Raw genomic sequence first — 13,180 nt, 5'->3', positions numbered from 1 at the left:
CAAAGCCCTCCTCTTGATGTAGGCTACATTTCTATCCGTAACATCTTCCTTGTTACTTTTTCTATCCGGCTATCCATCCCCTGTTGATGCGCTAGTTTCCCTAACCGCAATTCATCAACAATTTGCCCGTCTTTCATAAATAAGACCCGTTCACTTTTGGCAGCAACTTTCGCATCATGTGTCACCAGCATAATCGTTGTTCCTTCTTGATTAACCTGAAGGAAATAGTCCATCATTCCCTCCGCAGTCTTTGAGTTTAAAGCCCCTGTTGGTTCATCTCCAAAAATGATTTTCGGTTCATTGATCAAAGCCCGGCAAATTCCTGCCCTTTGCAGCTGCCCTCCAGAAACCTGGTTCGTCATGCGATATGCCAAATCGCCAATCCCGGTATTTTCTAAAAGCTGCTGTGCTTTCTTCGCCAATTCTTTTGTTTTTCTCTTGTTATCTCGCACAGCTGGGAGTACGATATTATCAATAATTGTTAAATTTTTTAAAAATGTCGGCTGCTGGAAGACAAACCCCATTTGCTGGCGGCGGATTTCAGCAAGCTCTGATTCTCCACATGCTGGCAGACGTTGATTATTGAATATTATTTCGCCGCTATCAACGGTGTCCATCCCGCTTAAAGCATAGAGAAGCGTTGATTTTCCCGATCCCGATGGTCCCATAATAGAGATGAATTCGCTTTCGTAAATGGTAATGGATACCCCCTGTAAAACGTTGATTTTTTCTTTTTCTATATCAAAAGATTTATGAATTTGTTGCCCATCCAGTATTTTTCTCATCATTTACTCCTTTATATTTTCTGCAATTGGTATTTTACCAGCTTGATTGGTTCCCAATTTTGTTGCCAATAAAGTAACAATAAGCATAAGGGATGGAAACCCCAAATAGATAAACGGATGACTGATAAAGGCAATCGAATCTACACCAAAGGAAGAAATAGCCATCCCTGCGATTGCTTCCCCAAAGGTATTCGCTAAGATACTGCCTCCTGCTACGCCAATTATCAAAATGAAAATTCCGCGAGCTGCATATTGTTTGGTCAAATCCTGATTCGTAAAACCAATTGCTTTTAACGTGGCAATTGCCGAGCGATCCTTAGTAACCACTAATTTCATAAATAACAAGCTTACTAGACCTGTTATGAACAAAGCCACGATTAAGGCAACATTCGCTGCTGTTTTCATCGAATCCATCGTAGAACCAAATACTTGCTGCTTATGGTGATGCGCATCTGTTACGCTGGCAAATGGCAAAACCTGTGACATTTTTTTAGCAGTAACAGCAGCCTGGTTAGCATGATTAAGCTGGATATAATAGTTTAACCACATCGCTGGAGCGGTTTCATCTGAAAAAGCAGCTTTTGCCGTTTTACCTCCATTTAAAATATTGGAGTATATCCCAGAGACGACAAAGCTTTCCGGACCTTCACCGGTAATGATTTCAATCGTATCACCAGCTTGTTTTCCAAACTCCTCTGCATTCAAAGAGGATAATGCAATTTCATTCGGTGCTTCTGGTGCTTTTCCTGCATTGTATTCGATTGGAAACGCAGCATGATCGCCAAGTTCAACGATTATTTTTTCTTCTGTACCATCCTCTTTTACAGCTCGAAAGGATTTGGAGGTAATCTCAACATACTGGTGAATAGAAGCATCATCATTTAAATAATTTACAATCTGTTGTTTATTCTCCTCCATTTCCTCAGATGGATATATACTAACCATCAGGTCCATTTCTCCAAAGCCAAGATATTTTGTGAAAGATGGTGAAGATACGGTATGGTATGTGTTCCAGGGAACAATTATGATAAAACAAGAAAGCAGTAGAACAATCAGCATTGTTGCATAAAGCTTCTTACGGGATAGTACATCCTTTATCCCTAGAAAAACATTGGTAGACATTAGCTTATTTTGACTGAGTAAGAAGTAATTTTTACGGGCAGTGTTTTCCTCCGGACTGCCCGTACGGATTGCTGATGCAGCAGAGATTTTTCTAAAACGTCTCAACAAGAAATAAATGTAACCAATCACCAGCAGGAAAACAAATATACTTCCAAGTATGGCAAGAAAAATACTCCAGCTATCATATTGGCTTTCCCCCATATACAGCCGGATATTCTCTAATAAAGGGTTACTGAAAATAAAAGATACTAACAGCCCAAGCAAGCTCCCTGCCAAAGCAAGAAATGCATATTTAGCAAGATAGATTTTTTTAATATCAGCCAGCCTTAGACCGATTGCTTTCATCGTACCAATCTCCCGATAATCCTCTTCTATCTGGATTAATAGCGTGAAACGAATACACATAAATGCAATGAGTACGATTAGAAAACTAACCAGCAGGATGATTGCAATCATGATTCCATCAGATAAACCGTTAATTACTTTAAACAAAGTACTGGTCAGTGCCGGGCCATTGGCTTCTAATCCTGCATCGGCATATGCTGTTTCAAATTCATTGGTTTTAGATGTATCATGCAGCTGGAATTCAATTAAATATTCCAGCGTTCCTTTTGATACCAGATCTTGATAATCATTTTCGTGCACTAAAAAACGCTTGGAGGAAGCTAAAGGCGAATTCATTTGCGCATCTCTGAGGAATCCGGCAACTTTAAATGCTTTTCCGGCAATCATTGCTTCATCCCCGATTTGAGCTGTTCCATCTGTCATATAGCCGATGGGAACGTATAGCTCTCCCTCTGCCGGATGGATTGGCCTTCCCTCCAAATCAAGCAGAAAATCAAAGGAAGAACTTTGGGTAGTAAAACCATTGTCCTGAACATTATCAATCAGGTTATTTCCACCTACTTGAATACTAGAATTAGTAATATTTAAAAAATCCAACACCTGATATTTTTTTACATTTTCTTGTTCTTCTGCAAAGTTATTTAAACGCTCCTTATCGATATTCCCATTATGCATTTGCAGGAAGTTTGGCACTTGCGCCTGTTTCGTGAGTGTCTCAATCGAGCCGATAAGGTTCAGGCTTAAAATAGCTGCTAAGCAGACAAGTGCTGTTGCCGCAGAGATAAATAACATCGTCGTGATACTAATCAGCTTGTTTCTAAAAAGATCATTGCGTATAACTCGAAAATACATACCCTCTCCTCTATTCTTTTGCCAAGATTTTCAGCAGCTTCTCACTGATTGCTCCTTGTTTTGTTCCGAGCAGTCTTTCTGCGTTAAAAGCAAAAGCTGTCATTTTTAGCAATTGTGCTTCTTTCGATAATTCAATGGTTCCATCATCAAAAACAGTAGAAGCATAGACAAGCAGCATCTCCACACTTTCATAAGGGTAGTTTGTATGAAACAGATTTTCTTCTAATCCATCTTGAATAATACTTGTAAAAATCGGTGTGACTTCTGTAATCAACACCTTCTGGATTTTCTGATGCATCAGGGCGTTTTGCGGTTTATGAATCTGTGTCATCAATTCTTCAGAGACTGTGCTGCTTACGTTTAAAGAAGTAATCGCCATAAGTAACCGTTCAATAACCGGCACTTCTTTCCTCCCGGCAATGGATTGAGCCGTTTCAATCACTTTTTTGTTATAACGGTCAATTATTCCATCCATAATCGCTTCTTTGCTTTCAAAATGATGATACAGCGTTCCTCTGGCAATCCCGATGCTCTTCAAAATGTCCTTCGTGCTTGTTCTGTCATAGCCCTGCTCATTAAACAAAGCTTCAGCCACATCCAAAATTTCATTTTTTCTTTCTTCTGCGTTTTTGGCTCTTTTCATTAATCTCCCTTCTTTCATTTTTAGACCGGCAGTCTGTCGGTAATGTGGTGTAATTAAATTATAAGAAATATACCTCAAATACGCTATTGGTCTCTGGTCTGACTTTTGTATATAGAACGAAATTTATTCAGTAGGAATTTTGTTTCCACTGAATGAACCTAAGAAATTCAGGGAGTTGGCTTACCTGATCTTCCGCTTACATAACCTGCTTTATCTAACACTCTATTTGTTGTTACTCTTCTTCTGACTCGCTCCACTTTTTTGGATTCGTATCATCAGCTATTTTCTCACTTACGATATCCTCATAATGTTTTACTTTATTTTCAAGAAAGTTTACTCTATCTTTTGCTTCTTCCAGTTGAGAATACGCTATTTCTTTTAAGTTCAAAAATATTGATAACGCTCCTCTATAGTCGAATCTCCTTGAAGACTCAGTGATACATAGCACTTTATTTCTTTAATGGTCATGCCGCATTCCTTTAAGATTTTTATGCCTTTAAGCCAATTCATTGATTCTTGATTAAACAATCTCTGTTTATTTTTATCTCGAGTTAATGATGGAATTAAACCACAATCCGTGTAATAACGAATGGTATGCTCGCTCATTTCCAGAATCCTGGCAGCTTCTTTTACAGTGTACATTACCATTTCTCCTTTACAAATAAGCATTGACTTCGTGTTACTCTAACCTGATATAGTAATTATACTTTAAATAATAGAGGGAGGAAATATCGATATGAAGACAAGAAAAATTGGAAATCTAGAGGTATCTCCTATTGGTATGGGATGCATGGGTTTTTCCCATGGGTATGGCAGTGTTCCGGATGAGAGCTATGCCATTGGAGCCATTCGGAAAGCTTATGGCTTAGGCTGTACGTTTTTCGACACAGCAGAAGTCTATGGAAAAGAAATGTTTTACCCAGGGCATAATGAACAATTGTTGGGCAAAGCTGTCGAACCTTTTAGAGACAAGGTTATTCTAGCAACAAAATTTCACTTGGGTGCAGAAGAAGCTGAAGGAGCAGCGGATTTGTATAATCCAATTCGCCGTCACCTGGACGCTTCATAAATACCCGAACGTAGTGCCGATTCCAGGATCCAAAAATCAAGATAGAATAATGGAAAACCTTGGAGCGTGGAATGTGCGTTTAACAGAAGAAGAAATTGAATCCATTGAAAATGCTCTTGAAGCGGTTACTATCTATGGACACAGAGGACATGTAGAATCGGAGCAGGCATCTTTCGGAAATAATTGGAAAGATAAAGAATAATAAATATACTGTTATGAGGTGATAAACGAACTTCATTCAATAGGAAAAAAGCAAAAATTCCCGTTGAATGAAGTTTCGTTTTTATCAAGTCTTCTAATTTTTTAATGAGAACTTTCTTTAACTTCTCTATTATTTCCTTTTTAACTGTGTCATTATTGCAAAAAACAGCATATACACCAACACCATAACAGCGATTGCAAAATAGCTTAATTGCAATCCGAAAATATCGGAGGCTGCACCACTGCTTATCGGGCCTAGCATCATTCCTACAGAGTAAGCCGTATTGTAAATAGCAAAGGTAACCCCATATGCTTGAGTTTGGCTTTGCTCAGCAATATCAGCAAGTTCAGGAAGCGTCGGCGCAAGAACTGTTCCCATACTGATGCCAATCAACCCTAATGCCGCAACCTGCAGCCACATCGTTGTCGGCATAACAACAAGCGTCAGTGATACTGCAGTAATTGCTAATCCAATCGTAATTGTTTTAGGATGGCCAATCTTTGTTGAAACACTTCCGACAATTGGTGCTGCAAACGCATAAGCGAGGGAGGGAACCCCAAATAATAAACCGATGATTCCTGGAGATGCATCAAAAACATTTTGCAGATGCATTGGAAATGTCGGCTCCAGCACGCTTGGAATGGCAGCTCCGATAACAACTGCTCCAACAACCAAAAGCAAGGTTCGGTTTTTCAATAACTGCCATGCTCCTGATGCGTCTTCTTCCTTTCGATGAGGTTCTTCCTTCAATAGAAATATACGCAGCAAACCATCAATAAGGGCAATCCCCGCAGCTGCAAAGAACGGAAGCATATATCCGCCCAGCTGATAGAGCCAGCCTCCGAATGTCGGACCTAGAAGGGTCCCCATTGCTTGACCCGACAGCGCAATTCCCATGACTTTCCCCCGTTCTTTAGATGGGTAGAAATCGGCTAGAAGCGCAAGCCCTGCTGTCCAGGTGGCTGCTGCTGCAATTCCTTGTAAAATGCGGCAAATAAGCAAGAGCCAAAACGTATTTGCAAATGCAAATAACAGGGTTGCAAGCGTAAGCCCTAAAATTCCCCAAAGCATCGGACCACGTCGTCCAACTTTATCGGAGATTACTCCAAAAACGGGAGTAGCGATTAATAGAGCTGCTGCATAACTGCCGAATAAAATACCGATCGCAGTTTGCGATATGCTTAAAGAATCAGCATAATCTGGCAGTATAGGAACAATCATTCCATACAGCAGCATATCGGTGAATATGGCCAGCGTGACGACAAATAAGGCGCTCTTTTGAGCTTTTTTTAAATTTCGTTTTTGATTCATTTTCTTTCCTACTTTCTGTAGATAGCTTTGTTGTTTTCATCAACTGCATATTCCCTTTTGCAATAGATAAATTTCCTCCCTTCTGCGTTTCATCCTCAAGAGGAAAAAGAAGAATCCGTTTTTACCGCCTCATTAACACTCCGCCTCCACCGATAACTGCAGTAAGACATTGCTGTTGTTATGTTACTGCCGCTACCCATTCTTAAATAATGAATATCGTCTCAATCAACTTTGTATAGTCAACGTTGACTATACAGGTATTTTTTTCTCTCTCCTGTAACAGAGAGAGAATTAGTTATTGCTTTGTTCTAAATAAGCCAATGCTTTCCGTACAAAATCCTGTTGCTGGCTGATAATAGCAAACATATTATCAAAAACCATCTGCACCATGGGAGGAATATTACCGTCCAATGCTGCCTCTTTTTCCTTCCAGCCATCCTGCACACTTTGATATTCTTCCTCCAAAAGAACTTGCTGCTCTTTCAAAGCTTGACGTGCTTCCTCTGCAGGCAGCTTATCAAAAAAAGAAATACCTGCATATAAAGAAGAAGGATATTGAACGGATGAGCTGGTTAACGCCTCACGAATCAAATCTTTAAGGTGTTCTTTTCCTTCTACGGTGATTCGATAGGTAAATTTTTGACGGTGACCAGTTTGTTCCACCTTATCAATCGCAATATACCCATCCTTTTCCAATTTTTTAAGCGCATGATAAATCGAGCCAATTAATACACCGCCCCATCTTTCTGCATCTGTCATCCGCAGTGCCTGTTGAATATCATAGCCGGCCATCGGTTTTGCGTCTAACATGCAGAGCACAAGCAATCTTGTCATTAATGTCACACCCTTTACTTAACGTTGAGTATTATATGATGAATATATTAGAATGTCAAATGCTTACGATACAAATGGATAAAATCGAATCTTTCTCTAGCATGTAAGATTACTCTCTTTTCTGCTTTCTATCCGCCTATTTTAAAGCTGAAAATATCCATCAACACCATTTATACTTAAATGCAACGTCTTCATCAGCTATTTTCACAAAATGAAAAGAACCTATACCTGCTAATGTGAACTAATTAACAGATACAGATTCTTTTTCACATTTGTTTTTATTCATTTTCAAGCGATTCCTGAAGCTTCCTTACTTCTTTAAGTTCCAAACCAGTTAATTCAGATATTTCTTTCTCTGAATAATTCCTATCTAGAAGTTTTTTAACAAACTTTCTTTCCGTATCTTCAATGCCTTTTTCGATGCCTTGTTCAATTCCCTGTTCTATACCCTGTTCTATACCTTGTTCTATACCTCGTTCCAACCCTTTTCTGGTTGCTTTTTCCTCGATTTCTCTGTACAGTCTTCCAAATGTCGGCGTGTCTCTTAACTTTTCCAAACCCATGATTTTTTTCTCCTCCTTTTCATTTTGTGCAATGGGCAACGTTTCATACAGTTGTTCCTGCAGTTCCGATGGAATCAGCATCATATAATCAATGAAATACAATAATGCGACGAGGTAATTTGTGTGGTGCGAATATTTTTCAAATGCCAGGCTGATAAGCTGTTGCTTGTAGCAAAACCTTTTTTCATGATCTTCAGCTTCTCTTCCTTTGTTATTGCTGATATATATTCCTGCAAGCACGGCTAAAGCAAATGGATTATCCGATTTTTTCAGTTCTTCCGTATCTTTCCCGTGAAATCGGTAGGTGTTATAGGCATAGGTTAATTCGGTACCATAAAAAGAGTAATAGAATGTATCTTGATGATCTTTCTGACTGGCATCCGTCAATAGAGCGATGGAATAAATCTGGTGAATTGTTTTCGTTTTGTCGTAAATCCGGTAAAAATATTTAAACATGCGTTCTGCAAATTCTTTTTTCCCGACCGCCTGCACTTCGATATGAATGAAGATATATTTTTCCTCTCCATTTTTCAACTGCACTTTAACAATTTTATCTGAATACTTGGTCCCTTTTTTGGATTTCATCACAAGCTGAAAAAGCTCCAGGTTTTTGAAGTCCACTCCCTGCTCAAAATCAATTTCCGGATACAAATCCGGTGCAAAAAAGGCCATAAATTCTTGAAAAAGTTCTTCAATCAAATTCTTCCAAAGCCCATCATAATCGGGATGATTTACGCGATAACTGTTTGTATTTTCTTTGACTGTGTTTAGCATTATTTTATCACATCTCCAAGTAATAATAAATTTGTTTTCATCATAGCGGTTTTGTATGTGGAAGGCAAAACGGTAAAATAGAATTTCTCCTGCAAAAACTGCCTGCGAAATGGGGATTTGTATGCAATGTTTTTCGTTTTTCAATCATCAAATGACATTCATTTTGGATTTTTAATGTTTTTTTGGACAACTGAAAATGGGGGCTGTCTTTTAGATCAAACGTGCTACGATGGAATAAGCAATGATATATTTTAATAAAGAGAAGGTTGTGCTTACCCCCTTTTCTATTGTAGGCAGCTCAACAGCATCAAATATTAGTATACATTTTTAAACCAGTGATGTTCTTGTGATGATATTGCTTATTGAAAAGACTGGAGGGAAAGAAAATGGAAGAAAATAAGTCCATTGCCAATCGAATCATGGTCATTGGCTGTCCTGGCGCAGGTAAATCGACATTATCCGCTCAAATTGCTCAAATAAGAAATATCCCCTTGGTACATTTAGACAGCATTCAATGGATCGACGATAATACCACCGCCCCTCAAGCAACTTTTGATGCTAAACTAAAAGAAGAAATTCAAAAAAAGGAATGGATTATGGACGGGAATTATGCCAGAACGTTAGCCTTGCGAATGGAATGTGCAGATATGGTTATTTGGTTAGATTTCCCCCGCAGCATCTGTTGCTATCGTATACTCAAGCGCTATGTAAAAAACAAAAGAAAGAAAAATCCGCATGGGAATCCAGATAGGCTGGATTTTTCTTTCCTGCGTTTTGTTTGGAATTATAAGAAAGAAAATGATTCTCAGATAAAGTCATTAAAGATTAAATACCAGGAGCAGCTTCATTTCATTCATATTCATTCTTGGCAAGAGCTCAAAGAATTCATGAAAAAAATTAAAAGCCTTCCTTAGCAGGAATATACGTATCGATATGAATATTTTTGAAACGAATCTTCATTCGGGGGCGGGGATTTTTATACAGTAATAAAGAGTGGCTCACTAAGACGTTAGCGAACGCCACTCTTTTAATTAAAGGGGATTGGTCTCAATCCCTATAGATGTAAACACGCCTGATTATTGATTATTGTTTTACGTCACTATGGAGCTCACGTGTTTTATAGATGATTTTACGAATACTATCCATCGACAGATTATAGATTTGCTCCAATTCTTCAAATGAATAGCCTTTTTCATATAATCGGTAAATCTCTTCATTTCTTTCAGTCAGGGCAAGACGTGATCCATTCGCTTCTCCCCATCCCGCCCTCCGGTTGGTTTGCTTTGGAATATAAACAAGCTCTCCTTGAATATATTTCTGAAGCTCCTTCAACAAATGAGGTGGAAGCACCTCTTTTCCATTTTTATATGACAAGCTGGAACATCCTTTCTATCAAGATGTATGGTCCGGACATGCATTAATTTTTTATTCATCATTAAAAACTCCTTTCATTTGATTTTTTACGTAAGCCTTTTCACTTTTAGTATACATTAGTTTAGGAAAGAAAAGGAGACCGCAACATAAATGCGGCCCCGTTTTTTATGATTTCCGCTATGCGGAAATCACCTCATATTTTGTGATCAATTTCAATCAGCCTCCTTTCCGATATTCTATCGGTCCGACACCCTTATTAACTCATATATTGCCCCTTCTGAACAAGGGGGAAAACGATTATAATTATTTTTTACCTCTTTCTTCGATTCGTCATTTCCTGATTTAGGCGGCCCGCTCCCCACATGTATATCCCATCCAAAGTAATAATCTGCTACACTATAAGTAAAGATAAATTTCTGATTAGCAGTACTTTAAAATGGGTAAACATAATAAAATCATTCACAAAGACTGCATTATAATGAATAGAGGGAGCGATGGACACAAATGAATAAATGGATGAAGATACTTGCTGCCTTGACGATGGCAATCTCAATGAACATGGTACTTACACTCACAGCATTTGCTGAAAATGAAATGAGCGATTTACATATTGAAGTAGAATTGCAGGAGGATGGTTCAGGCGTTGTGACAGAACATCGTCAAATGAATATGGATGAAGGTACTGAGCTTTTCATCAATATGGTCAACCTTGACGAGTCAGAGGTACTGGATTTTTCAGTTGAAGGGTTTACAGAAGAGCCCGATTGGGACTCTGATGATTCACGGGAAGAAAAGGCAGGAAAATATGGAACAGTATCTACAGATGATGGAGTTGAATTAGTTTGGGGAATTGGGGAATACGGAGAAAATACGTATACAGTAACCTATACATTATCTGATCTTGTACGTAATTTAGAGGATGGTCAGGCTATGCTCTGGAACTTCGATACCTTCTCCGATATTCCTGCGCAAAATTTGACAGTTGAAATCTCTGGATTTCAACCATTTACACAGGAGAACGTTAATTTCTGGGGATTTGGTTTTGATGGAGATATACAGCTGGAAGGCGATCGTATTGTATGGGAGTCAAATGGTGAAGCCGATGGAGATGTAATTGTTTTAACGCAATTTCCGGCTGATTTCTTCCAAGCTGAACGAACAGTAGACATGACCTTATCTGAGCAGCAAGAAGAAGCAATGGATGGGTCAACTTATAATTCAAGTGACAATTCTACGCTAATTGTTATCATCGTTAGCGCAGCCGTTGGTTTTTCTTTATTAATCGGTATTGGAACCTTCTTCTTTGTCCGTAAAACAAATCAAGTAAAAAAAGAAGCCGGCGCGTTGAAGCCTATCCATAAACGAATAGCGGAAAATAAAGGGAAAACGTATGCAGCCGTGCCTTTCGATGGAGAAGACTATGCAGGTTTAAGTGCCCTTTTAACGCAGATGAATCTTGGATATTTTGAAGATATCTTCCAAGCTTATCTGCTAAAATGGTCTGTGAATGAGAACATCTCGATGGAAGCAGAAGAAGAAAGCAAGGTTTTTGGAAAAAAATATCGCACGGCCCTTACTATCAACGATATTGAAAAAGAACAGAATAACTATCCGTTAGCCTTTAGTGAGCTTACGGATCAAATAGAAGATGAATCCTACAAAGGAACGTATGAAATGGCATTATGGATAATGCTATTGGATGCTGCAGACAGGAATGGCGTCGTTACGGATAAATCCATCCAGAAATGGGGTGAACAGCATGCGAAGGAAGTCAGTACATTTGCCGATTATCTCAAGGATTATTCCGAAGCCTATCTGGAGCAGCAAGGATTGTTCTCTTTTGAAGAAATAAAGGTGTTTGGATTTTTACAATCTATTATGGTGCCAAGTGATGAGGGAGAAAAACTAGCGGACCGTTTGATTCAGTTTGATAATTACTTGAAGGAATCAGATATCAATCAATTTTCAAATGCTTCCAAGCCACTTTCCTTGAAAGATATGATGCTATGGAGTGCTTTACTAAGTAAAAGCGATAAAGTATCTAAAAAACTAGAGGATTTAGTCCCTGAAGATAGGTACGAAGAGGACCGGGTATACCTGCAATTCTGGTATGGAACTTACTACACCCGTGCAAGCTGGACCACCGGGCTAGCCAGCGGCGGATTTCATTCCAGTACTTCAGCTGCTACTGCGGCAGGCGGCAGCGGTGGCGCCACCGGCGTCGGGGGCGGCGCTGGAGCTGGCGGAGGCGGAGGCGGCGGTGCCCGCTAACCATCTTCTATAGCTCCTTTAAAATTGAAATATAATGTATCTATCACTATAAGAAGAAGAGCTCAATTTGCTGTTTGAGCTTTTCTTCTTATAGCTCCTTCCCTTCTATTTTGCATTTTCTTTATCCTCCTTGTCTGAATTTTATAAAGTGAATTTATTAAGAAATTTCACAAGCCTTTCATTTACTTTATCAGATTCACGTCCAAGCCATATTAAGTGTCCCCACGTATCAAGTATACATAATTCAGAATCTCGTATTTGTTGATCCGCATAATAAGCATGCTCTAATGGAACAGAGCCGTCATATTCACTATGCATGATAAGCGTTGGACTCGAAATAGCCTGCAGGTTTTTAGAGGTAATTTCTTTTGTTTGAGATAAATCTATTAAAAATCCATAGCCCGATCGTTGGCGTTTGCTCATTCTTTGGATTTCATCGATATCTTTAGCCAGCACACTGTTTTTTATTTCTTTATATGAAAGATTACTAAAACTAGGTATCATCTGCTTAAACATAAATTCCGGAAAAATATTACTCAGACTGGAAGCCAGTTTCCATGTTGCTTTTTCCATAGCAGGACGAAATAAAATCTGTGCTGCCTTATATATTTTATCTTCTGGTGTCAGCCATTCTTTTGTAACAGCGCTTTGTAAAGTTAATGTTTTAACTCTCTCAGGATAGCGAGTTGCAAAATAAAGACCGCTCGGACCGCCAGCTGAGATAGCAAGCAGATGTACTTTGTCAATTTTCAAGTAATCTAATAGCTTTACATAATAATCACTGGCTTTGGATAAATTTTCTCCAATTTCTTTTGACGTCTTTCCATATCCTGCTCTTGATGGTGTAATTAGCATGAACCCGCTCTTAACCAGCGGCTTATACCCAAATTCCTCATAGCAGTTAGAATGCCCGCCATGCATTACGAGAATCGGTGTACCCTCCTTTCCAGTAATTGAATATTCGATTGTTTGACCATTTACAAAATAAGTACCGAGTATTCTTTCCATTAATCCCGCCACACCCTTTCACGTATT

At 38.9% G+C, this 13,180-nt stretch carries 14 protein-coding genes and 1 pseudogene; 5 read left to right on the top strand and 10 right to left on the bottom strand.

Annotated elements, in window-relative coordinates; all coding sequences use genetic code 11:
* Positions 1-23: 23 nt before the first annotated feature.
* From BN997_RS16680 to BN997_RS23575, 5 genes are all read right to left on the bottom strand, one after another.
* Entirely contained in the window at positions 24-785 is a 762-nt protein-coding gene (locus tag BN997_RS16680) for an ABC transporter ATP-binding protein (protein ID WP_042533894.1), read from the bottom strand.
* A gap of 3 nt (positions 786-788) precedes the next feature.
* Positions 789-3,104 carry an ABC transporter permease gene (locus BN997_RS16675; protein WP_042533892.1) on the bottom strand — a complete coding sequence of 772 codons (2,316 nt, stop codon included), beginning with the start codon at positions 3,102-3,104 and terminating at the stop codon, positions 789-791.
* Positions 3,105-3,114: 10 nt separating this feature from the next.
* Positions 3,115-3,747 (bottom strand): TetR/AcrR family transcriptional regulator, encoded by a 633-nt coding sequence (locus BN997_RS16670; RefSeq protein WP_042533890.1) that lies wholly within the window; start codon positions 3,745-3,747, stop codon positions 3,115-3,117.
* A 232-nt stretch (positions 3,748-3,979) separates the two neighbouring features.
* The gene (locus tag BN997_RS23580) at positions 3,980-4,135 is read right to left on the bottom strand and encodes a hypothetical protein (RefSeq protein ID WP_244882395.1); all 156 of its coding nucleotides are present in this window, start codon (positions 4,133-4,135) and stop codon (positions 3,980-3,982) included.
* A complete protein-coding gene (locus BN997_RS23575; protein ID WP_244882394.1) occupies positions 4,132-4,389 on the bottom strand; it encodes a MerR family transcriptional regulator in 258 nt (85 codons plus the stop codon). The genes BN997_RS23580 and BN997_RS23575 overlap by 4 nt, the downstream gene beginning before the upstream one ends.
* Positions 4,390-4,483: 94 nt before the next feature.
* Here BN997_RS23575 and BN997_RS23385 point away from each other — a divergent pair, with 94 nt between their 5' ends.
* From BN997_RS23385 to BN997_RS23725, 3 genes and pseudogenes are all read left to right on the top strand, one after another.
* Positions 4,484-4,816, top strand: a complete 333-nt coding sequence (locus tag BN997_RS23385; RefSeq protein WP_042533888.1) for an aldo/keto reductase — start codon at positions 4,484-4,486, stop codon at positions 4,814-4,816.
* Positions 4,761-4,874 (top strand): annotated as a pseudogene (locus tag BN997_RS23880) (aldo/keto reductase); the annotation flags it as partial. The gene BN997_RS23385 and the pseudogene BN997_RS23880, both read left to right, overlap by 56 nt.
* 15 nt (positions 4,875-4,889) lie before the next feature.
* The gene (locus tag BN997_RS23725; RefSeq protein WP_276325307.1) at positions 4,890-5,018 is read left to right on the top strand and encodes a hypothetical protein; all 129 of its coding nucleotides are present in this window, start codon (positions 4,890-4,892) and stop codon (positions 5,016-5,018) included.
* 129 nt (positions 5,019-5,147) lie between these two features.
* Here BN997_RS23725 and BN997_RS16655 read toward each other — a convergent pair whose 3' ends face one another.
* The 3 genes from BN997_RS16655 to BN997_RS16645 all read right to left on the bottom strand — a co-directional run bounded on the left by BN997_RS16655 (position 5,148) and on the right by BN997_RS16645 (position 8,500).
* Positions 5,148-6,329: an MFS transporter gene (locus BN997_RS16655; RefSeq protein WP_042533886.1), complete on the bottom strand. Its 1,182-nt coding sequence runs from the start codon at positions 6,327-6,329 to the stop codon at positions 5,148-5,150.
* A 291-nt stretch (positions 6,330-6,620) separates the two neighbouring features.
* Positions 6,621-7,163 carry a PadR family transcriptional regulator gene (locus BN997_RS16650; RefSeq protein ID WP_042533884.1) on the bottom strand — a complete coding sequence of 181 codons (543 nt, stop codon included), beginning with the start codon at positions 7,161-7,163 and terminating at the stop codon, positions 6,621-6,623.
* Between the two features lie 278 nt (positions 7,164-7,441).
* Positions 7,442-8,500, bottom strand: coding sequence for an Rpn family recombination-promoting nuclease/putative transposase (locus BN997_RS16645; protein ID WP_042533882.1), 1,059 nt, complete (start codon positions 8,498-8,500; stop codon positions 7,442-7,444).
* Positions 8,501-8,886: 386 nt separating this feature from the next.
* Here BN997_RS16645 and BN997_RS16640 point away from each other — a divergent pair, with 386 nt between their 5' ends.
* The gene (locus BN997_RS16640; RefSeq protein WP_042533881.1) at positions 8,887-9,414 is read left to right on the top strand and encodes a P-loop NTPase family protein; all 528 of its coding nucleotides are present in this window, start codon (positions 8,887-8,889) and stop codon (positions 9,412-9,414) included.
* 169 nt (positions 9,415-9,583) lie between these two features.
* On the opposite strand, the gene BN997_RS16635 is transcribed toward BN997_RS16640, so the two are convergent.
* On the bottom strand, positions 9,584-9,874 hold the full coding sequence (locus tag BN997_RS16635) for a CD3324 family protein (protein WP_042533879.1): 291 nt from the start codon (positions 9,872-9,874) through the stop codon (positions 9,584-9,586).
* 504 nt (positions 9,875-10,378) lie between these two features.
* On the opposite strand from BN997_RS16635, the gene BN997_RS16630 reads away from it, so the two are divergent.
* Entirely contained in the window at positions 10,379-12,145 is a 1,767-nt protein-coding gene (locus BN997_RS16630; protein ID WP_042533877.1) for a DUF2207 domain-containing protein, read from the top strand.
* A gap of 141 nt (positions 12,146-12,286) precedes the next feature.
* On the opposite strand, the gene BN997_RS16625 is transcribed toward BN997_RS16630, so the two are convergent.
* Positions 12,287-13,153, bottom strand: coding sequence for an alpha/beta fold hydrolase (locus BN997_RS16625; protein ID WP_042533875.1), 867 nt, complete (start codon positions 13,151-13,153; stop codon positions 12,287-12,289).
* Positions 13,154-13,180 lie beyond the last annotated feature (27 nt).

The organism is Oceanobacillus oncorhynchi (genome assembly GCF_000821065.1).
Lineage (GTDB): Bacteria > Bacillota > Bacilli > Bacillales > Amphibacillaceae > Oceanobacillus > Oceanobacillus oncorhynchi.
The sequence above is the reverse complement of the archived record's forward strand: the minus strand, read 5'-3'. Positions and strand labels throughout refer to the sequence as shown.

Bases quoted from the DNA above. Each gene is read 5' to 3' on its own strand.
- BN997_RS16680 (WP_042533894.1), bottom strand. From the start codon at position 785: ATGAGAAAAATACTGGATGGGCAACAAATTCATAAATCTTTTGATATA.
- BN997_RS16675 (WP_042533892.1), bottom strand. From the start codon at position 3,104: ATGTATTTTCGAGTTATACGCAATGATCTTTTTAGAAACAAGCTGATT.
- BN997_RS16670 (WP_042533890.1), bottom strand. From the start codon at position 3,747: ATGAAAAGAGCCAAAAACGCAGAAGAAAGAAAAAATGAAATTTTGGAT.
- BN997_RS23575 (WP_244882394.1), bottom strand. From the start codon at position 4,389: ATGTACACTGTAAAAGAAGCTGCCAGGATTCTGGAAATGAGCGAGCAT.
- BN997_RS23385 (WP_042533888.1), top strand. From the start codon at position 4,484: ATGAAGACAAGAAAAATTGGAAATCTAGAGGTATCTCCTATTGGTATG.
- BN997_RS16655 (WP_042533886.1), bottom strand. From the start codon at position 6,329: ATGAATCAAAAACGAAATTTAAAAAAAGCTCAAAAGAGCGCCTTATTT.
- BN997_RS16650 (WP_042533884.1), bottom strand. From the start codon at position 7,163: ATGACAAGATTGCTTGTGCTCTGCATGTTAGACGCAAAACCGATGGCC.
- BN997_RS16645 (WP_042533882.1), bottom strand. From the start codon at position 8,500: ATGCTAAACACAGTCAAAGAAAATACAAACAGTTATCGCGTAAATCAT.
- BN997_RS16640 (WP_042533881.1), top strand. From the start codon at position 8,887: ATGGAAGAAAATAAGTCCATTGCCAATCGAATCATGGTCATTGGCTGT.
- BN997_RS16630 (WP_042533877.1), top strand. From the start codon at position 10,379: ATGAATAAATGGATGAAGATACTTGCTGCCTTGACGATGGCAATCTCA.
- BN997_RS16625 (WP_042533875.1), bottom strand. From the start codon at position 13,153: ATGGAAAGAATACTCGGTACTTATTTTGTAAATGGTCAAACAATCGAA.